Origin of the sequence: Streptomyces javensis (assembly GCF_039525925.1) — a bacterium.
Taxonomy (GTDB): domain Bacteria; phylum Actinomycetota; class Actinomycetes; order Streptomycetales; family Streptomycetaceae; genus Streptomyces; species Streptomyces asiaticus.
The window spans coordinates 1-18,824 of the sequence record NZ_BAAAIF010000041.1; the positions used below are offsets into that span (position 1 = coordinate 1).

The 18,824-nt window shown below is 70.1% G+C and carries 17 protein-coding genes; 9 read left to right on the forward strand and 8 right to left on the reverse strand.

Annotation, left to right across the window (positions count from 1 at the left end):
- Positions 1 to 795, forward strand: a 795-nt coding sequence (locus ABD329_RS29925) for an ATP-dependent helicase C-terminal domain-containing protein (RefSeq protein ID WP_344317171.1), incomplete at its 5' end; no start/stop codon positions are given.
- A 68-nt stretch (positions 796 to 863) separates the two neighbouring features.
- Here ABD329_RS29925 and ABD329_RS29930 read toward each other — a convergent pair.
- From ABD329_RS29930 to polA, 7 genes are all read right to left on the reverse strand, one after another.
- On the reverse strand, positions 864 to 1,241 hold the full coding sequence (locus ABD329_RS29930; RefSeq protein ID WP_198281481.1) for a hypothetical protein: 378 nt from the start codon (positions 1,239 to 1,241) through the stop codon (positions 864 to 866).
- Positions 1,238 to 1,456, reverse strand: a complete 219-nt coding sequence (locus ABD329_RS29935) for a hypothetical protein (protein ID WP_037949729.1) — start codon at positions 1,454 to 1,456, stop codon at positions 1,238 to 1,240. The genes ABD329_RS29930 and ABD329_RS29935 overlap by 4 nt, the downstream gene beginning before the upstream one ends.
- 164 nt (positions 1,457 to 1,620) lie before the next feature.
- The gene (locus ABD329_RS29940; RefSeq protein WP_246619080.1) at positions 1,621 to 2,241 is read right to left on the reverse strand and encodes a hypothetical protein; all 621 of its coding nucleotides are present in this window, start codon (positions 2,239 to 2,241) and stop codon (positions 1,621 to 1,623) included.
- Between the two features lie 2 nt (positions 2,242 to 2,243).
- On the reverse strand, positions 2,244 to 3,245 hold the full coding sequence (gene pgfA, locus ABD329_RS29945) for a cell envelope lipid trafficking protein PgfA (RefSeq protein ID WP_198281479.1): 1,002 nt from the start codon (positions 3,243 to 3,245) through the stop codon (positions 2,244 to 2,246).
- Positions 3,246 to 3,261: 16 nt separating this feature from the next.
- Positions 3,262 to 3,396, reverse strand: coding sequence for an SPW_0924 family protein (locus tag ABD329_RS29950; protein ID WP_198281478.1), 135 nt, complete (start codon positions 3,394 to 3,396; stop codon positions 3,262 to 3,264).
- Between the two features lie 171 nt (positions 3,397 to 3,567).
- Positions 3,568 to 5,334 (reverse strand): lytic murein transglycosylase, encoded by a 1,767-nt coding sequence (locus tag ABD329_RS29955; protein ID WP_344317172.1) that lies wholly within the window; start codon positions 5,332 to 5,334, stop codon positions 3,568 to 3,570.
- Positions 5,335 to 5,447: 113 nt separating this feature from the next.
- Positions 5,448 to 8,186: a DNA polymerase I gene (gene polA, locus ABD329_RS29960; RefSeq protein ID WP_198280596.1), complete on the reverse strand. Its 2,739-nt coding sequence runs from the start codon at positions 8,184 to 8,186 to the stop codon at positions 5,448 to 5,450.
- Positions 8,187 to 8,414: 228 nt separating this feature from the next.
- Between polA and ABD329_RS29965 the strand changes: the two genes are divergently transcribed.
- The 8 genes from ABD329_RS29965 to ABD329_RS30000 all read left to right on the forward strand — a co-directional run bounded on the left by ABD329_RS29965 (position 8,415) and on the right by ABD329_RS30000 (position 18,107).
- Complete coding sequence (locus ABD329_RS29965) at positions 8,415 to 10,697, forward strand: FdhF/YdeP family oxidoreductase (RefSeq protein ID WP_198280597.1); 2,283 nt, start codon at positions 8,415 to 8,417, stop codon at positions 10,695 to 10,697.
- 81 nt (positions 10,698 to 10,778) lie between these two features.
- Complete coding sequence (locus ABD329_RS29970) at positions 10,779 to 11,294, forward strand: hotdog fold thioesterase (RefSeq protein ID WP_138911161.1); 516 nt, start codon at positions 10,779 to 10,781, stop codon at positions 11,292 to 11,294.
- Between the two features lie 55 nt (positions 11,295 to 11,349).
- Positions 11,350 to 11,925, forward strand: a complete 576-nt coding sequence (locus tag ABD329_RS29975; RefSeq protein ID WP_344317174.1) for a hypothetical protein — start codon at positions 11,350 to 11,352, stop codon at positions 11,923 to 11,925.
- A gap of 497 nt (positions 11,926 to 12,422) precedes the next feature.
- Positions 12,423 to 13,655 (forward strand): branched-chain amino acid ABC transporter substrate-binding protein, encoded by a 1,233-nt coding sequence (locus tag ABD329_RS29980; protein ID WP_198279535.1) that lies wholly within the window; start codon positions 12,423 to 12,425, stop codon positions 13,653 to 13,655.
- A gap of 101 nt (positions 13,656 to 13,756) precedes the next feature.
- The gene (locus ABD329_RS29985) at positions 13,757 to 14,689 is read left to right on the forward strand and encodes a branched-chain amino acid ABC transporter permease (RefSeq protein ID WP_037948794.1); all 933 of its coding nucleotides are present in this window, start codon (positions 13,757 to 13,759) and stop codon (positions 14,687 to 14,689) included.
- A gap of 12 nt (positions 14,690 to 14,701) precedes the next feature.
- Complete coding sequence (locus ABD329_RS29990) at positions 14,702 to 16,456, forward strand: branched-chain amino acid ABC transporter permease (protein WP_198279536.1); 1,755 nt, start codon at positions 14,702 to 14,704, stop codon at positions 16,454 to 16,456.
- A complete protein-coding gene (locus ABD329_RS29995) occupies positions 16,453 to 17,394 on the forward strand; it encodes an ABC transporter ATP-binding protein (RefSeq protein WP_198279537.1) in 942 nt (313 codons plus the stop codon). Before ABD329_RS29990 ends, ABD329_RS29995 begins: the two co-directional genes overlap by 4 nt.
- Positions 17,391 to 18,107, forward strand: a complete 717-nt coding sequence (locus ABD329_RS30000; protein WP_198279538.1) for an ABC transporter ATP-binding protein — start codon at positions 17,391 to 17,393, stop codon at positions 18,105 to 18,107. The genes ABD329_RS29995 and ABD329_RS30000 overlap by 4 nt, the downstream gene beginning before the upstream one ends.
- A 55-nt stretch (positions 18,108 to 18,162) precedes the next feature.
- On the opposite strand, the gene ABD329_RS30005 is transcribed toward ABD329_RS30000, so the two are convergent.
- Positions 18,163 to 18,801, reverse strand: coding sequence for an ANTAR domain-containing response regulator (locus tag ABD329_RS30005; protein WP_198279539.1), 639 nt, complete (start codon positions 18,799 to 18,801; stop codon positions 18,163 to 18,165).
- Between the last annotated feature and the right edge of the window lie 23 nt (positions 18,802 to 18,824).

An 18,824-nucleotide genomic window follows, 5' to 3' on the forward strand; every position in this document is an offset into this window, starting at 1 on the left:
GCGTCGGCGCGGGTACGGCTCGCGGCGGTGACCGACGGGGACACCGACCGGGCGGCGGCCGCGCGGCTGGCCTCCGAGGGCGAGGAGGTGCGCTGGGCCGATGGAGACGTCCTGGCGCGCCGGGTGGCCCGGCTCGGCGCCATCGAGCTGGTGTCCCGGCCGCTGGCCGACCCCGATCCCGAGCTGGTGCGGCGGGCGCTGCTGGACGGGCTGCGCCGCGAGGGCACGGGGCTGCTGCGCTGGTCGGCGCAGGCCACGGCGGTCCGGCAGCGGATGGCGTTCCTCCACCGGGAGCTGGGCGGGGCCTGGCCGGATGTCTCCGACGAGGCGCTGCTGCACCGCGCGGACGACTGGCTCGGGACGGAGCTGGCGCGGGCCCGCGGGCGCGCCGGTCTGGGGCGGGTGGACGCCGGACAGGCGCTGGCCCGGCTGATGCCGTGGGCCACGGGCGAGGCGGCGCGGTTCGAGGAGCTGGCGCCGGAGCGGATCGAGGTGCCGAGCGGCTCGCGGGTGCGGGTGGACTACGGCGCGGACCGGCCCGTACTGGCGGTGAAGCTCCAGGAGCTGTTCGGCTGGCAGGAGGCCCCCCGGATCGCGGGCGGCCGGGTGCCGCTGCTGGTCCATCTGCTGTCCCCGGCGGGACGCCCGGCCGCGGTCACCGCCGATCTGGCGTCCTTCTGGAGGGACGGCTACCGCTCGGTCCGCGCCGAACTGCGCGGCCGGTACCCCAAGCACCCCTGGCCCGAGGACCCGACCACGGCCCAACCGACCCGCCGCACCAACACCCGCCGCTGAGCGATGCGCCCGGGGGCGCTCAGTTGAACCACGGGGCGCGGTGAGCCACGCAGCGCGTCCGTCTGGCGTCAGTCGGCCCAGCCGCGCAACCTGCGGGCGGTTTCGCCGAGGCGGAAGCCGCTGATCTCCCGTATGTCGCGGACCAGTTTGACCATGGCGCCCGGCGGGGGCGCGATCGGCTCTCCGGACTCCTCCATGTACATCTGTGCGCAGGCCGCGCCGATCGTGGCGTTGTAGTCGGAGAACGGCTCGAGGATCAGTGAGGTGTGCAGAAAGGTCGCGGCGCGGGCAGCGGCCTCCTCGTAGTAGGGCTCGCCCGCGAACCGCTCGTAGCGGTGGCGCTCGGCCATGCAGTGCAGCGCACCCCAGTCCCGGACCGGGGTGTTCACCGGGGAGACCTCGACCTGGACGTTCAGCACCCAACCGGCGTCGACGTACAGGATCACCGCATGCCGTGCGGGAACTCCCGCTCGAACTCGGCCTTGTAGGCCAGGGCGAACTTCACGGCGCCCTCGACGAAGCGCTGCTTCTGACGCCGCCGCACCACGTCCTCGGTCAGTATGTCGTGCGCCAGCCGCTTGATCTCGACGCCCTTCTCCCTCGCCTCGGCACGCAGCTCCGCCAGCTCCTGCTCGGTGAACTCAATCGTGATGCCAGGCATGGGCGGCATGCTAGCCACGCCCTCACCCTGATCACTACCGGCTTGGCCCCCACGAGCGAATCGCGAGGACGGAAGTTGACGCCACGGCCGCGCCGCTCAGCGCCCCGGCGTGCTCAGTGCCCCGGCCCGCTCAGCATCACAGACCGCTCAGCACCACAGACCGCTCAGCACTCCAGCCTCAGGGCGAACTGCTCCCCCGTCGGGAACGGCTCGTCCACGGGGTGCGGCCCGACCCATATGAGCGCCTGCTCGAAGGTCATGTACGAGCCGTTGTCGACGCACTGGCCGACCACCACCGCATTGCCGCCGCAGCGCCATGCCGCGTAGTTCCACGGGTGGTCGCCCTTCTCGTCCCGCACCACGGTCTCCGGATGGCCCAGGCGCTCGCTGAATGCGTCCACGGCGGCGCGCCATCGGCCGTCGAAGCCGGAGCGGTCGGCCTCGCGGTCGAAGACCCAGCCGGGGTCGCCGGAGTGGTACCCGGCGAGCCAGTCGACATTGCCGCTGAGCCCGTCGGCCTGCAACTCCGCGTCGAAGTCGTCCGGTTCGTAGTAGTAACAGAACGGGATCATGCATTCGGTGTCCGCGTCGTCGGGCCCGCCGAACCACTCCGGGAGGACATAGTGCCCGGTGTTGGTGGCGTACGAGGACGTGCGGGAGCCGTCGGGCACCCAGCCGAAGCGCTTCGCGGCGGCCGCCGTGGCGCCCGGGAGCCATTCCAGGCGCGCCAAGTCAGCGATGTGGCCGATGAGTTCGGGACCGGGGACGCAGCTGTTCACTGGCATGGTCATACGCTACGGCCCGCCACTGACAACGCGGTCGGCGCCGCCGGGGCCGCCGGCGGGCGCACCGCGCGTCCGCGCGCCTCCAGCAGCAGCGCGAGCGCGAGCAGGGCCAGCCCCAGGATCAGGAAGCCCCACGGCAGATAGGCGGTGAGCAGCAGGACCAGCCGGCGCTGGGACTTGACCATGTCCACCGTGTGCCGGATGTAGTCCTCGCGCATCTTCACATGGCCCGAGAAGACGGTCACCCGGTCGCGGCCGCCCAGCAGTGTGCCGCCGCGCAGCTCCTCCTTGTGGATCTCCTGCCCGTTGACCGGGGCGCCCGTGGTGGGCTCGACCCAGAACATCCGCTTGGTGCTGTACCAGCGGGTGGTGCCGGCCTTGCGGACGGTCTCGGGGGTGACGCCGTTGACCGGCATGGTCTTGGGCAGCGGCACCTTGGTCCAGGGGATCGTCTGCTCGAAGTAGTAGACCTCCAGACCGTGGAAGTCGCGGGTGCCCTTGTAGTGGATGGGGGCGGAGGTGCGGGTCTGGGCGTCGAAGTAGCGGTAGTCGCGCTTCTCGGTGAGGAACGGCCATTTGTACTCGATGCCGTCGCGGCGCACCGCGTCCCCGTCGACATGTTCGCCGCCCGCGTGCACCGGGTCCTGGGAGTGGGCGTCGAAGACATAGCGCTCGGGGATCTTGGAGACCATCTTGCCGTCGGGCCCGGCCACATACGACAGGGTGTCCCAGACGACGACATCGCGCCCGGTCGCCTTCCCGACCTTCTTCGCGGCGGGCACATTGCCGCGCAGGGTCTGCACAATGCTGACCTTGGGGACGGTCCGGGGCTTCATGGTGCCGTAGTCGAGCAGCGTGGCCGGACTGGCCTCCATCACGGCCGTCTGGTACTCACTGGGCGGGATCTTGGCCAGCCGGGGATAGGCGTACCAGCGCAGCAGCGGCGCGAGGGCGGCGAAGAAGACGGCGAAGGCCAGCAGCACCAGGCTTGCTCTGCGGCGCATGGCGGATGTCCCTCCCTCAGGGGTGCTTGGGGACGGTGGTGAGCAGGGGTTCCGGGGAGGTCTCACCGCTGGGGGCGCCGATGGCCGTCATCGTGAACACGATGGCGAGGGCGGCGGCGAGTCCGATCGCGGCGGCGGCGAGGGCACGCATACGGGGCCTCCTCGTGGTCGGTACGAGGCGCTGCCTGACGCTTCGTCAGGGATGGGGCACCGTAGCAACGGGGGCCGCAGATGAGAACACGAAGGCGTGAAAGCGTCACACCGCCCCTGGGCCCGGTGGGGGCTCAGGGGCGGTGCGGTGAACCGTATGAGGGGCGCTTGGCTACGAGGCGGGGGCCTGGGTGACCGTCAGCTCGATGTCCAGGACGGCGCCGCCCTCGGCGGTGAGGCGGAGCAGGAAGGTGCCCGCCTGGTCATCGGTGAGGATCTTCGGCAGCGTGAGCTGGCCGAGGTCATCGGTCTTCAGGGCGGCCAGGGTGCGCACCGGCTTGCCCTTGTCGTCCAGGAAGTAGGGCCCCTTGTCGTTGGGGGTCGGGTTCTTCGCCGAGGTGATCATGGTGGCGGTCACCGGGACATCCGCCATGGTCTTGCCCTTGTTGGTGGCCTTGACGGTGAGCGGGTCGGTGAAGGAGTCGCCGGTCCGGGCGGTGAGCTTCTTGTCGCCGATCCGGGCCAGCGCGTCGGCCTGCGGCACGGGCCGGGCCTTGACGGTGGCGGTGAACTCGACCGGGGCCGCCTCCCGCCCCACGGCGGTGGCGCGCACGGTGAAGGTGCCGGTCTTCTCGCCCGCGAGCAGCTTCGGCGCGGTGGCGGTGCCGTCGTCGGCGGACAGCACGGTGGCGGACTTGACCAGGCCGAGGAAGCGGGTATCGGTGTCGCCGAGGATCTCGTACCGCACCTTGGCGCCGGCCACCGGCTTGCCCGCGGTGTCCACGGCCTTGACGCGCGGCGACCGGTCGAACCCGGTGCCCGCGATGGCGGACAGCTCCTTGGCGCCGACCGTGGTGAGCTTGCTGGTACCGCTCGGGGTGGACGGTGGAGTGGTGGGGGGCTTCGGGGTCGGGGACCCGGTGCCGGGGGTGCCGGGGTTGTCACCGGTCGGTGGGGTGGGAGTGGTGGTGTCGGGCTTGCCTTCGGGCTTGTCTTCGGGCTTGGGCAGGGTGCGGGCCTCGTTCTCCTCGCCCTTGCCGCCGTCCTTCCCCGGGTTCTTGCCCGAGTCCTTGCCCTTGTCGCCCGAGCCCGAGCCGGAGTCGTTCCCCGAGGGGATCGCACCGGTGCCGTCGGGGACCTCATGGGTGCCGCGCTTGTAGTACTCGAACCACGACAGGACGGTGTTCAGGTATTCCCGCGAGTGGTTGTAGCCGAGGATCGCACGGTCCAGATCGGCCTTGACGGACAGATCGCGGCCGTCCGCGCAGAGGTAGCTGCCCGCGGCGAGGGCGGCGTCATAGACGTTGTTGGGGTCCTTCTCGCCGTCACCATTGCCGTCCCGGCCCCAGTTGGCCCAGGTGGACGGGATGAACTGCATCGGGCCGACCGCACGGTCATGCTGGCTGTCGCCGTCGTAGGCACCGCCGTCGGTGTCCTTGATCAGGGCGAAGCCGTCACCGTTCAGGACCGGGCCGAGGATGGGCGAGACGGTGGTGCCGTCGGCGCCCACATTGCCGCCACCGGCCTGGCCGGACTCGACCTTGCCGATCGCGGCGAGCAGCTCCCAGGGCAGATTGCAGCCGGGGTTGGACTCCCTCAGGGCCGCTTCCGCCTTCTTGTAGGCGGCCAGGACGCTCGCGGGTATGCCCGCCTCGGGCTTGGTGCTGCTGCCCCCGGGGAGCCCGGGCAGATCGATCGAGGAGCCCGGCTTGTCGGGGGTGACCAGGGGTGGCAGATCGGTGTGGTACGAGGAACCACCGTCTATGGGGGTGTCGTCCGGCGCCGGTGTCTCCCCCGCCCGCTGCTCCCGGTTCCGGTCGCCATGGTCGGAATTGGCGAATCCCGGCGCCTGGGACGCGGTGAGGGCGGCCATCGCGGCCGCCGCCACCGCTGTCGTGGCCGCCCCCTTGCGCAGTCGTCGGCCGATTAGCGGTGCCATCCGTGTGTCCCTCCCGTCGAACACCATGCGCTCCCCCGGCGCGTCAACTCTGGTGACACTACGACAACTTATGGCCCGCAGCTACCGGTGCAAACACCGCATCGGGCGAACTCTCAGTGAGCCGCGGACTCCCAGTCCGCACCGGATCCTACCGATACGTCCAGCGGAGCGCTGAGCTGGAAGGCGCCCGTCATCTCCCGGCGCACCAGCTCCTCCACCCGCTCCCGCTCACCGGGCGCGATCTCCAGCACGATTTCGTCGTGGACCTGCAACAGCATCCGCGACGAGAGTTTCTCCTTCGTCAACGCCGCGTCCACCTTGAGCATCGCGATCTTCACGATGTCGGCAGCCGTGCCCTGGATCGGGGCGTTCAGCGCCATCCGCTCGGCCATCTCGCGGCGCTGGCGGTTGTCGCTGGTGAGGTCCGGCAGATAGCGGCGGCGGCCGAGCATGGTCTCCGTATAGCCGGTGGCGCGCGCCTCCTCGACGACCCGCTGGAGATAGTCGCGCACCCCGCCGAACCGCTCGAAGAAGTTCTCCATCAGCTTGCGGGCCTCGTCGGGGGTGATGCCCAGCTGCTGGGAGAGGCCGAACGCCGACAGGCCGTACGCCAGCCCGTAGGACATGGCCTTGATCTTGCGGCGCATCTCCGGGTCGACCGCCGACTTGTCGACGGAGAAGACCTGGGAGGCGACCGTCGTGTGCAGGTCCTCACCGGAGGTGAACGCCTCGATCAGGCCCTCGTCCTCGGAGAGATGGGCCATGACGCGCAGCTCGATCTGGCTGTAGTCGGCGGTCATCAGCGACTCGAAGCCGTCGCCGACGACGAAGCCGCGCCGGATCGCCCGGCCCTCGTCGGTGCGCACCGGGATGTTCTGGAGGTTGGGGTCGGTGGAGGAGAGCCGGCCGGTGGCCGCCACGGTCTGGTTGAACGAGGTGTGGATGCGGCCGCCGGGGGCGATGGTCTTGATCAGGCCCTCGACGGTGGAGCGCAGCCGCGCCTGCTCACGGTGGCGCAGCATGATCACCGGGAGCTCGTGGTCGGTCTGTGCGGCCAGCCAGGCCAGCGCGTCGGCGTCCGTGGTGTACCCGGTCTTGGTCTTCTTGGTCTTGGGCAGGCCCAGCTCGCCGAAGAGCACCTCCTGGAGCTGCTTGGGCGAGCCGAGGTTGAACTCATGGCCCACCGCGTCGTGGGCCTCCTTCACGGCGTGCTGCACGGCGGCCGCGAACTGCTGCTCCATGCGCTCCAGCCAGCCGCGGTCGGCGGCGATGCCCGACCGCTCCATCCGGGCCAGCAGCTCGGAGACGGGCAGCTCCATGTCGTGCAGCAGCCCGGCCGCGCCCACGTCCTTGAGCCGGCCGTCGAAGGCCTCGCCCAGGTCCAGAATGGTCCGCGCCTTGATCATCAGGGCGTCCCGCTCGGCCTCCTCATCGGCGCCGAAGGCCAGCTGTCCGCTGTCCGCGGCCGCCGCCGGGGACAGCTCACGGCCCAGGTACTCCACCGACAGGGCGTCCAGCTCGAAGGAGCGGCGGCCGGGCTTGACCAGATAGGCGGCGAGGGCGGTGTCCATGGAGACGCCCGCGACGGACCAGCCGTGCTCGGCGAAGACCCGCATGATCCCCTTGGCGTTGTGCAGCACCTTGGGGCGGTCCGGGTCTGCGATCCACTCGGCGAACGCCCGCTCGTCGGCCTCGTCCAGCTGCGAGGGGTCGAAGAAGGCGGCGGGGCCGGAGCCGGTGGCCAGCGCGATCTCGCTGACACTGCCGCTGCCCAGTGCCCAGGTGTCGACGGTGGCCAGGCCCAGCGGCGCGGCGCGGTGGCTCTCCAGCCAGGGGGCCAGCTCGCCCGCGCCCAGCGCCACCCCGTCGACCGCTACACCCGGCTCGGTGGCCGCCGGCTCGTCCGCCGCCGCGCCCGGGTCGACGGCCATGATCCGGTCGCGGAAGTTCTGGTGGCGGAACTCCAGCGCGTCCAGGATCACCCCGAGCGCCTCCCGGTCGTACGGGGCGCGCTCGAGCCCCTCGGGGCCGGTGGTGAGCTCCACGTCCCGCACCAGCTCGGTCAGCTGGCGGTTGAGCTTCACGGACTCCAGGTGGTCGCGGAGCTTCTCGCCGACCTTCCCCTTGACCTCCTCGACCCGCTCCACCAGCTCCTCGAAGGAGCCGAACTGATTGATCCACTTCGCCGCGGTCTTCTCGCCGACGCCCGGGATGCCGGGGAGGTTGTCCGACGGGTCGCCGCGCAGCGCCGCGAAGTCGGGGTACTGGCTCGGGGTGAGGCCGTACTTCTCCTGCACCTTCTCGGGGGTGAACCGGGTCAGCTCGGAGACGCCCTTGGTGGGGTAGAGCACCGTGACATGGTCGGTGACCAGCTGGAAGGAGTCCCGGTCGCCGGTGACGATCAGGACGTCGAAGCCCTGCTCCTCGGCCTGGGTGGCGAGCGTGGCGATCACATCGTCGGCCTCGAAGCCATCCACCGCGAAGCGCGTGATCTTCATGGCGTCGAGCAGCTCGCCGATCAGCTCGACCTGGCCCTTGAACTCGTCGGGGGACTTGGAGCGGTTCGCCTTGTACTCGGTGAACTGCTCGGAGCGCCAGGTCTTGCGCGAGACGTCGAACGCCACGGCGAGGTGCGTGGGCCGCTCATCACGGAGCGTGTTCGCCAGCATCGAGGTGAAGCCGTAGATCGCGTTGGTGGTCTGGCCGGTGGTCGTGTTGAAGTTCTCCGCCGGCAGCGCGAAGAACGCCCGGTATGCCAGGGAATGCCCGTCCAGCAGGAGCAGGCGGGGACGGCCGTCCCCGGGGCGGTCGGTCGCGGGCGCTGCGGTCTTCTTCGATGCTTTCTCTGCCACGCCCCCGATCCTGCCACGCCCCACCGACAATGCCTCCCGCCCCGGCCACCGGACCGGACCGGGCACAAGATCGCACCGGGCCGGGCGCAGGATCGGCCCGGACCGCGCGGCCGGAACGGCCGTACCACCGAACCGGGCCGCCGCCCCGGCTGTCGGTGGCCCGTGACAGGATCGGACCCAGTAGGTCCACACACAGGTCCGGCAACGCTCGAGCCCAAGGGGAGCGACATGGCAGCCAAGCCGCCCGCAGGCGATCCGATCCAGGACGCGCCCGAGGTCACACCCCCGCAACATGCCGCCGCCGGGCTACCGGCGGTAGGGCATTCGCTGCGCATCGCCCACCAGCAGATGGGCGTGCGCCGCACCGCGCTCACCCTGCTGCGGGTCAACCAGAAGAACGGCTTCGACTGCCCCGGCTGCGCCTGGCCCGAGCCCGACAAGCGCCACGCGGCCGAGTTCTGTGAGAACGGCGCGAAGGCCGTCGCCGAGGAGGCCACCCTCCGCCGGGTGACCCCCGACTTCTTCGCCGCCCACCCGGTGGCCGACCTCGCCACCCGCAGCGGCTACTGGCTCGGCCAGCAGGGCCGGCTGACCCAGCCCATGTACCTCCCCGAGGGCGCCGAGCGGTACGAGCCGGTGTCCTGGGACCGGGCCTTCGACATCATCGGCGACGAGCTGACCGCGCTCGACTCCCCCGACGAGGCGGTCTTCTACACCTCGGGCCGCACCAGCAACGAGGCGGCCTTCCTCTACCAGCTCTTCGCCCGCGAGTTCGGCACCAACAACCTGCCCGACTGCTCCAACATGTGCCATGAGTCCTCCGGCTCGGCGCTCACCGAGACCCTCGGCGTCGGCAAGGGCAGCGTGCTGCTCGATGACCTCTACAAGGCCGACCTGATCGTCGTGGCCGGGCAGAACCCGGGCACCAACCACCCGCGCATGCTCTCCGCCCTGGAGAAGGCGAAGGCCAACGGCGCGAAGATCATCTCCATCAACCCGCTGCCCGAGGCCGGGCTCGAGCGGTTCAAGAACCCGCAGAACGCCCGCGGGATCGCCGGCGGCGGCACCGCGCTCACCGATCTCTTCCTACAGATCCGGATCGGCGGCGACCAGGCCCTCTTCCGCCTCCTCAACAAGCTCATCCTGGAGACAGAAGGGGCCACCGACGAGGAGTTCATCGGCGAACACACCCACGGCTTCGAGGAGTTCGCCGCCGCGGCCCGCGCCGCCGACTGGGACGAGACGCTGCGCGCCACCGGTCTGGACCGCGCCGACATCGACCGCGCCCTGCGCATGGTCCTCGACTCGAAGCGCACCATCGTGTGCTGGGCGATGGGCCTGACCCAGCACAAGCACTCGGTGCCCACCATCCGTGAGGTCGTCAACTTCCTGCTGCTGCGCGGCAACATCGGCCGCCCCGGCGCCGGGGTCTGCCCGGTGCGCGGCCACAGCAATGTGCAGGGCGACCGCACCATGGGCATCTTCGAGCGCCCCGCCCCGGCCTTCCTGGACGCCCTGGAGCGCGAGTTCGGCTTCGCCCCGCCCCGCGAGCACGGCTTCGACGTCGTCCGTGCCATCCGTGCCCTGCGCGACGGCCAGGCCAAGGTCTTCTTCGCCATGGGCGGCAACTTCGTGGCGGCCTCCCCCGACACCGAGGTCACCGAAGCCGCGATGCGCGCCGCGCGGCTGACCGTCCACGTCTCCACCAAGCTCAACCGCTCCCATGTGGTCACCGGCGCGCGGGCACTGATCCTGCCCACCCTCGGCCGCACCGAGCGCGATGTCCAGGGCGGCGGCCCGCAGTTCGTCACCGTCGAGGACTCCATGGGCATGGTGCACGCCTCCCGCGGGCGCCTGGAGCCCGCGAGCTCCCATCTGCTCTCCGAGCCGGCCATCGTCTGCCGGATGGCCCGCCGGGTGCTCGGCCCCGGGAGCCGCACCCCCTGGGAGGAGTTCGGACAGGACTACGCGCGCGTCCGCGACCGCATCGCCGCCGTCATCCCGGGCTTCGAGGACTTCAACGACCGGGTGAGCGACCCCTCCGGATTCGCCCTGCCGCACGCCCCGCGCGACAGCCGCAGCTTCCCCACCGCCACCGGTAAGGCCAACTTCACCGCGGCCCCCATCGAGTACCCCGAGGCGCCCGAGGGCCGGCTGCTGCTCCAGACCCTGCGCTCCCACGACCAGTACAACACCACCATCTACGGCCTGGACGACCGCTACCGCGGCATCAAGAACGGCCGCCGGGTGGTGCTGGTGCACCCCGAGGACGCCCGGGAGCAGGGGCTGGCCGACGGCGCCTACGTCGACCTGGTCGGCGAGTGGAAGGACGGCACCGAGCGGCGCGCCACCGGCTTCCGTGTGATCCACTACCCGACCGCGCGCGGCTGCGCCGCCTCGTACTACCCGGAGACCAACGTCCTGGTCCCGCTGGACGCCACCGCCGACACCAGCAACACCCCGGCGAGCAAGTCCGTGGTGATCCGCCTGGAACAGACGACCCCGGCCTAAGCGTTTGCTCAGTTGCCTGGTAAGAAGGTGGCCACCACAAGCAAAGGTGGCCACCACAGCAACCGAACGGAGCCTGTCCCGATGGGCGAGCAGACCAGCGTGAAGTTCCCGCAAGAGGTACTCGACGAGTACGCGGCGCTCGGCGTGGATCTTCCCGCGCTGTTCTCCGCCGGACACCTCGGCACCCGCATGGGCGTGCAGATCCTCGAGGCCTCGGCGGAGCGGGTCGTGGGCACCATGCCGGTGGAGGGCAACACCCAGCCGTACGGGCTGTTGCACGGCGGCGCCTCCGCCGTACTGGCCGAGACCCTCGGCTCGGTCGGCTCGATGCTGCACGGCGGCAGCGGGCGGATCGCGGTCGGCGTGGACCTCAACTGCACCCACCACCGGGGCGCCCGCTCGGGCCTGGTCACCGGTGTGGCCACCCCCGTCCACCGGGGCCGCTCCACCGCCACCTACGAGATCGTCATCAGCGATGAGCAGGACCGGCGGGTGTGCACCGCCCGCCTCACCTGCCTGCTGCGCGAGGTCGACGACGCCGGCCGGGCCAAGACGGTCGCCGACATCGCCGAGGCGAAGGACCGCGCCGGGGCGTGACGCCCGGCGCCATCACCGTTGCCCCCCTGGGGGGCCGGGTCTACCGTGACCCTCCATGGGGGCAACGACCCGGGCAGGTTTCCGGCCCGCCGCCATGGGGGCAACGGACCGCACCGGCTTCCGGCCCGCCGCCACGGGGGCAACGGACCGCACCGGCTTCCGGCCCGCCGCCACGGGGGCAACGGACCGCACCGGCTTCCGGCCCGCCGCCGTCTGTGGCTGCGCTCTCGTACTCGCCGTGACGATGACCGGATGCGGCAGCTCCGGTTCCGCCCCCTCGGGCGACTCCCGCGACTCCGGTAACTCCCGTAACGCCCCGGCGGCCACGCCCGCCCCTCGCAGCCCCGCACCCCGGGCCGCCTCCCCCGTACGGCTGTGTGCCGATCTCATCTCCTACTGGGCCGAACAGGACCTCGCGGGCAGCCAGTGGGCCGGGCTCGACTGGGAGCAGAAGGGGCTCTCCAACCAGCAGTACGAGATCTACGACGACATCGTGCGGGCCGCGCGCGCCGAGCGGAAGCGGCATGGCATTCCGGCGGCCAAAACGCTGATCGAGCGGCTGGCCGAGCGCCGCTGCGCGGCCGCGAACGGCGCCACCCACAGCTCCGAGAACTGGCGCCCGCCGACCTGAGCCGCCCGGCCCGGCGCCCGCCCGGCACCATTCCGGAACCCCGCCCACGCCCCCGGACAGGCCCCGGACCCGCACCATCGGCCGTAACACTGCGTAACACTGACGCAATATAAGATCGCGATTTCCGCACCCTCGGCGACTCCAGAATCGATCTTCCCGCGCCCATCCGCGCACGCGCCTCCGCGCTTCGTTCACAAGCTCACCGCACTCCTTAGCGGAACTGCACCTTCTCAGGATCCGGACCTAATGGTTGGTCCAAATGCGCCCCATTCGTCCCTTCCGTTCCGCTACACGGACATCCCGGGGTGACGCGCGTCATAACAAGACAGTCACATCATCGTCTGGACCTCTGCCACCCGTCGCGCCCCGCCCTTAGAGTCACAGCCAGTCACGGCCCCGTGGGATGTACGCCGCACCCACACGGCCATTCCAGGTTCATCCGGCGAGGACACGGCACCCCCTGAACCCGGGGTGCCGGGCCAGGGAAAGGATTCCTCGTGCGACACCGTTCCTTGCTCATCATGACGACCGCCATCACCGCGGGCGCCCTCACTCTCAGCGCCTGCGGGTCGCGGGACGACAAAAACGACAGTGGCGGCAAGGACAGCAAGACGACCGTGGTCATCGGTGTCGACGCCCCGCTCACCGGCTCGCTGTCCGCTCTCGGCCAGGGCATCAAGAACTCCGTCGACCTCGCGGCGAAGATAGCCAACAAGAACAACGAGGTGGACGGGGTCACCTTCAAGGTCAAGTCCTTCGACGACCAGGCCGTGCCCTCCTCCGGCAAGGCGAACGCGACCTCGATGGTCGACGACGAGGACATCCTCGGCGCGGTGGGACCGCTCAACTCGGGCGTCGCCCAGTCCATGCAGGGCGTCTTCGACAGAGGCGACCTGGCCCAGGTCTCCCCCGCCAACACCAACCCGGCCCTGAGCCAGGGCGACGACTGGGCCTCGGGCAAGAAGTCGCGCCCCTTCAAGACCTACTTCCGCACCGCGACCACCGACATCATCCAGGGCCGCTTCGCCGCGCAGTACTACTACAAGGACGCGAAGAAGCGGAAGGTCTTCGTCATCGACGACAAGCAGGCCTACGGCAACGGCCTCGCCACCATCTTCGCCGAGGAGTTCAAGCGCCTCGGCGGCAAGGTCGTCGGCCGGGACCACCTGACCGTCAAGGAGACCGACTTCTCCGGCATCGCCAACAAGGTCAAGTCCTCCGGCGCCGACTCGGTCTACTTCGGCGGCCAGTACCCCGAGGGCGGTCTGCTGTCCGACCAGGTCAAGCAGGCCGGCGCGCAGGTCCCGATCATGGGCGGCGACGGCATCTACGACCCCGCCTTCATCAAGGCCTCGGGCACCAACAACGACGGTGACCTCGCCACCTCCGTCGGCTACCCGGTCGAGCAGCTCGACTCCGCCAAGACGTTCGTGAAGAACTACGCGGACCAGCACTACAAGGACCCGTACGCGGCCTACGGCGGCTACTCCTACGACGCCGGCTGGGCCATCATCCAGGCCGTCAAGGCCGTGGTCGAGGACAACGACGGCAAGCTCCCGGACGACGCCCGCGCCAAGATCACCGAGGCGCTCGGCAAGGTCTCCTTCGACGGCGTCACCGGCAAGGTCTCCTTCGACCAGTACGGCGACACCACCAACAAGCAGCTGACCGTCTACAAGGTCACCAAGGGCGCCTGGAAGTCCGTGAAGAGCGAGACCTTCAAGGACTGACCCCCGGCAGCGATCGCACACCCACGAAACCAATCCGCGCGAGGGCGTACCCATCGCCCTCGCGCGGCGTCATATCCGACACGCTCATCGGAGGCCCTGCGGTGCACGAACTGCCGCAAACGCTGGTCAACGGCCTGACCCTTGGCGCCCTCTACGGCTTGATCGCCATCGGGTACACCATGGTCTACGGCATCGTCCAGCTCATCAACTTCGCCCACGGCGAGATCTTCATGATCGGGGGCTTCGGGGCCCTCACCATCTACATCTGGCTGCCCAGCGGCACCGCGCTCTCCCTCGCACTGCCCCTGATGCTGATCGGCGGCATCGTCGCCTCGGTCGCCATCGCCACCGCGGCGGAACGCTTCGCCTACCGGCCCCTGCGCGGCGGCCCCCGGCTCGCCCCCCTGATCACCGCGATCGGTCTGTCCATCGCACTGCAACAGGCCGTCTGGGCCTTCTACCCCGACGCCAAGAAGCCCCGCAGCTTCCCGCAGTTCGAGGGATCGTCGTTCGAGATCCTCGACAACCTGCACATCCAGCGCGGCGACGCCTTCCTCCTCATCGCCGCCCCGCTGTGCATGCTCGCCCTCGGGCTGTTCGTCTCCAAGAGCAGGGCCGGCCGCGCCATGCAGGCCACCGCGCAGGACCCCGACACCGCCAAGCTCATGGGCATCAACACCGACCGCATCATCGTGATGGCCTTCGCCATCGGCGGTGCGTTCGCCGCCGTCGCCGCACTCTCCCACGGGCTCAAGTACGGCCAGATCAACTTCGAGATGGGCTTCATCGCCGGTCTCAAGGCGTTCACCGCCGCCGTGCTCGGCGGCATCGGCAACATCTACGGCGCCATGCTCGGCGGCGTCGTCCTGGGCATCGTCGAGGCCCTGGCCATCAAGTACATCCAGGACATCCCCGGGATGGACCAGCTCGGCGGCGGTGCCTGGAAGGACGTATGGGCCTTCACCCTGCTCATCGTCGTCCTGCTGGTCAGGCCACAGGGTCTGCTCGGCGAACGCGTAGCGGACCGGGCGTGAGGGAGTGAACCGATGACCACCGACAAGACCCAGCCCACCGCCGTGCGCACGGCCGAGACCGGCGCACCCGCCCCGCGCACCACCCTGCTCCGGGCCCTCACCGCGGCCGGCGGCGCCGCCGCCGTCGTCTCCACCTTCCTGGCCTGGACCTGGACCGCCGAATTCCCCGGCGATCTGACCGTCTACGGCTACCCCGGCGGACTCCAGCTGCTCACCCTCGTCCTCTCCATCGCCACGGGCGTCTTCGCGCTGGCCGCCCTCGACCTGAAGGGCCTGCGCTGGCTCACCCCCAGCGGCTCCACCCAGGCCCTGCGGATGCTGGCCCTCGGCACCTTCGCCGTCACCTGGTTCACCGTCATCGCCATCGCGGTGGATCTGGACGGCCTGGTCAACCTGGAGCCCGGCGGCTGGATAGCCGCCGTGGTCACCGCCGTGCCGGTGGCCACCACCTTCCTGCTCCCGGACGACAGCCGCCCGCTGTGCCGCCCCGAGAAGCTGCCCTCCTGGGCCGAGATCCTGATCATCGCGGCCGTCTTCGCCGTCGGCCTCTACGTGGTCAACTACGGCATCCAGACCGACAACGACCACCCCGAGCCGTTCCTCGGCTACCTCATCGCCGTCGGATTCGCCGCCGTCGCCCTGGTCAAGGCCGGGCTCATCAGCCGGATCAGCGAGCTCACCAGCTCCTACCGATCCGTCACCCTGGTGGCGGCGCTGATCACCGCGATCGTCTTCCCGTTCTTCCAGGACAAGTCCAGCTTCACCGAACTGGGCGTCAACATCGCCATCTTCGCGACCGTCGCCCTCGGCCTGAACATCGTCGTCGGCCTCGCCGGCCTCCTGGATCTCGGATACGTCGCCTTCCTCGGCGTCGGCGCCTACACCGCAGCCCTGGTCTCCGGGTCCACCGCCTCGACCATCGACGTCAGGTTCCCGTTCTGGGCCGCCGTGATCACCGGCGGCGTGGTCTCCCTGATCTTCGGTGTGGTCATCGGCGCCCCGACCCTGCGGCTGCGCGGCGACTACCTCGCCATCGTGACCCTCGGCTTCGGAGAGATCTTCCGTCTCGCCATGCTGAACCTCGACGGCACCTCCGGCCCCTCCGTCACCAACGGCCCCGACGGCATCCCCAACATCCCCCCGCTGGAGATCTTCGGGTTCAACTTCAACGACGACCACAGCGTCGGCGGAGTCACCCTCGACTCCAACGGCAACTACTACCTGCTGATGCTGCTGGTCACCGTGGTCGTCGTGCTGATCTTCAGCCGGGCGGGCAACTCCCGCATCGGCCGCGCCTGGGTCGCCATCCGCGAGGACGAGACCGCCGCCACCGCCATGGGCATCAACGGATTCCGGGTCAAGCTCATCGCCTTCGCGCTCGGCGCCACCCTGGCCGGGGTCGCCGGTGCCGTATGGGCCCACTTCCAGTCCACGGTCGTCCCCGAGCAGTACGTCTTCGCCGGACCCGTCCCGCCCAACTCCACCTTCCTGGTGGCCGCCGTCATCCTCGGCGGCATGGGCACCATCGGCGGCCCGCTGCTCGGCGCCACCCTGCTCTACCTGATCCCCAAGAAGCTGGAGTTCCTCCAGGACTACCAGCTCCTCGCCTTCGGTATCGCGCTCATCCTGCTGATGCGCTTCCGCCCCGAGGGGATCGTCCCCAACCGGCGGCAGCAGCTCGAGTACCACGAGACCGGCCAGCTCGACGTCCCCGGCGCCACCGGACTCAAGGACAGTGCCGTCGGCGTCACCAAGGCGGAGGCATGACAGCGATGACCACCACCACGACCTCCCCCGTGCTCACCGCCACCGGCGTCACCATGCGCTTCGGCGGGCTCACGGCCGTCCAAGCGGTCGACCTCGACGTCCACCCCGGCGAGATCGTCGGCCTCATCGGGCCCAACGGCGCGGGCAAGACCACCTTCTTCAACTGCCTCACCGGTCTCTACGTCCCCACCGAGGGCAGCGTCGCCTACCGGGGCACCGTACTGCCGCCCAAGCCCCACCTCGTCACCCAGGCGGGCATCGCGCGCACCTTCCAGAACATCCGGCTCTTCGCCAATATGACGGTCCTGGAGAACGTGCTCGTCGGCCGCCACACCCGCACCAAGGAGGGCCTGTGGTCGGCCCTGCTGCGCGGCCCCGGCTTCAAGCGCGCCGAGGCCGCCTCCAAGGCCCGTGCCATGGAACTCCTGGAGTTCACCGGCCTCGCCGACAAGGCCGACCACCTCTCCCGCAACCTCCCCTACGGCGAGCAGCGCAAGCTGGAGATCGCCCGCGCCCTCGCCAGCGACCCCGGACTGCTGCTGCTCGACGAGCCCACCGCCGGAATGAACCCCCAGGAGACCCGCGCCACCGAGGAACTGGTCTTCGCCATCCGGGACCTGGGCACCGCCGTGCTCGTCATCGAGCACGACATGCGCTTCATCTTCAACCTCTGCGACCGGGTCGCCGTACTCGTCCAGGGCCAGAAGCTCGTCGAGGGCACCTCGGAGGTCGTCCAGAGCGACGAGCGCGTCATCGCCGCCTACCTCGGCACCCCCTTCGAGGGCGCGCCGGGCGCGGAGGAGGCCGCCGAGGTCGAGGCCGCGGAGGCCGGGGCCACGACCGGAGCCACGGCCGGAACCACGGGCGGAGCCACGGACGGAGCCACGCAGGACGAGGCCCAGCGGGGCACCACAGCACGTACGGAGGACGGACAGTGACCGCACTGCTCGAGGTCGAGGACCTGCGGGTCGCCTACGGCAAGATCGAGGCCGTCAAGGGCATCTCGTTCAGCGTCGAGGCCGGACAGGTCGTCACCCTCATCGGTACCAACGGCGCGGGCAAGACGACCACGCTGCGCACCCTGTCCGGACTGCTCGAGCCGCTCGGCGGGGAGATCCGCTTCGACGGCAAGCCGCTGCGGGGCGTCCCCGCGCACAAGATCGTCGCCCTGGGGCTGGCCCACTCGCCCGAGGGGCGGCATATCTTCCCGCGGCTGTCGATCGCCGAGAACCTCCAGCTCGGAGCGTTTCTCCGGAAGGACGCGGACGGCATAGCCGCCGACATCCAAAAGGCGTACGACCTCTTCCCCATCCTCGGCGAACGCCGCAACCAGGCGGCGGGCACGCTCTCCGGCGGTGAGCAGCAGATGCTCGCGATGGGCCGCGCGCTGATGTCCCGCCCCAAACTGCTGATGCTCGACGAGCCCTCGATGGGCCTCTCGCCGATCATGATGCAGAAGATCATGCAGACCATCGCCGAGCTCAAGTCCCAGGGCACGACGATCCTGCTGGTCGAGCAGAACGCCCAGGCGGCCCTGTCGCTGGCCGATCAGGGCCATGTGATGGAGATCGGCAAGATCGTGCTGTCGGGGACGGGGGATGCGCTGCTGCATGACGAGTCGGTGCGGAAGGCATACCTCGGCGAGGACTGAGGACCGACGGGAAGGGCCCGCACCGCCGCTCAGGCAGTGCGGGCCCTTTCCACTTCTACTCCTCCTTGGCGGCCTTCTTCTCCGCCGCGTCCTCGATGACGGCCTCGGCCACCTGCTGCATCGACAGCCGGCGGTCCATCGAGGTCTTCTGGATCCAGCGGAAGGCGGCGGGCTCGGTCAGCCCGTACTGGGTCTGAAGGACGCTCTTGGCCCGGTCGACCAGCTTGCGGGTCTCCAGCCGCTGGGAGAGGTCGGCGACCTCCTGCTCCAGGGTCTTCAGCTCGGTGAAGCGGGAGACGGCCATCTCGATGGCCGGGACCACGTCGCTCTTGCTGAACGGCTTCACCAGATACGCCATCGCCCCGGCGTCCCGGGCCCGTTCGACCAGTTCGCGCTGGGAGAAGGCGGTCAGCATCAGGACGGGGGCGATACGGTCGGCCGCGATCCGCTCGGCGGCGGAGATGCCGTCGAGCACCGGCATCTTCACATCGAGGATGACGAGGTCGGGGTGGTGCTCCTGGGCGAGCGCGACAGCCGTCTCGCCATCGCCCGCCTCGCCTACGACGGAGTACCCCTCCTCCTCGAGCATCTCCTTCAGGTCGAGGCGGATGAGGGCCTCGTCCTCGGCGATGACGACGCGGGTGGTGTGCGGCGGAATGTGCGACTGCTCGTCGACGGGCTCGGTGGCGCTCACGGGGCTCCTCGTTCCTGGCAGGT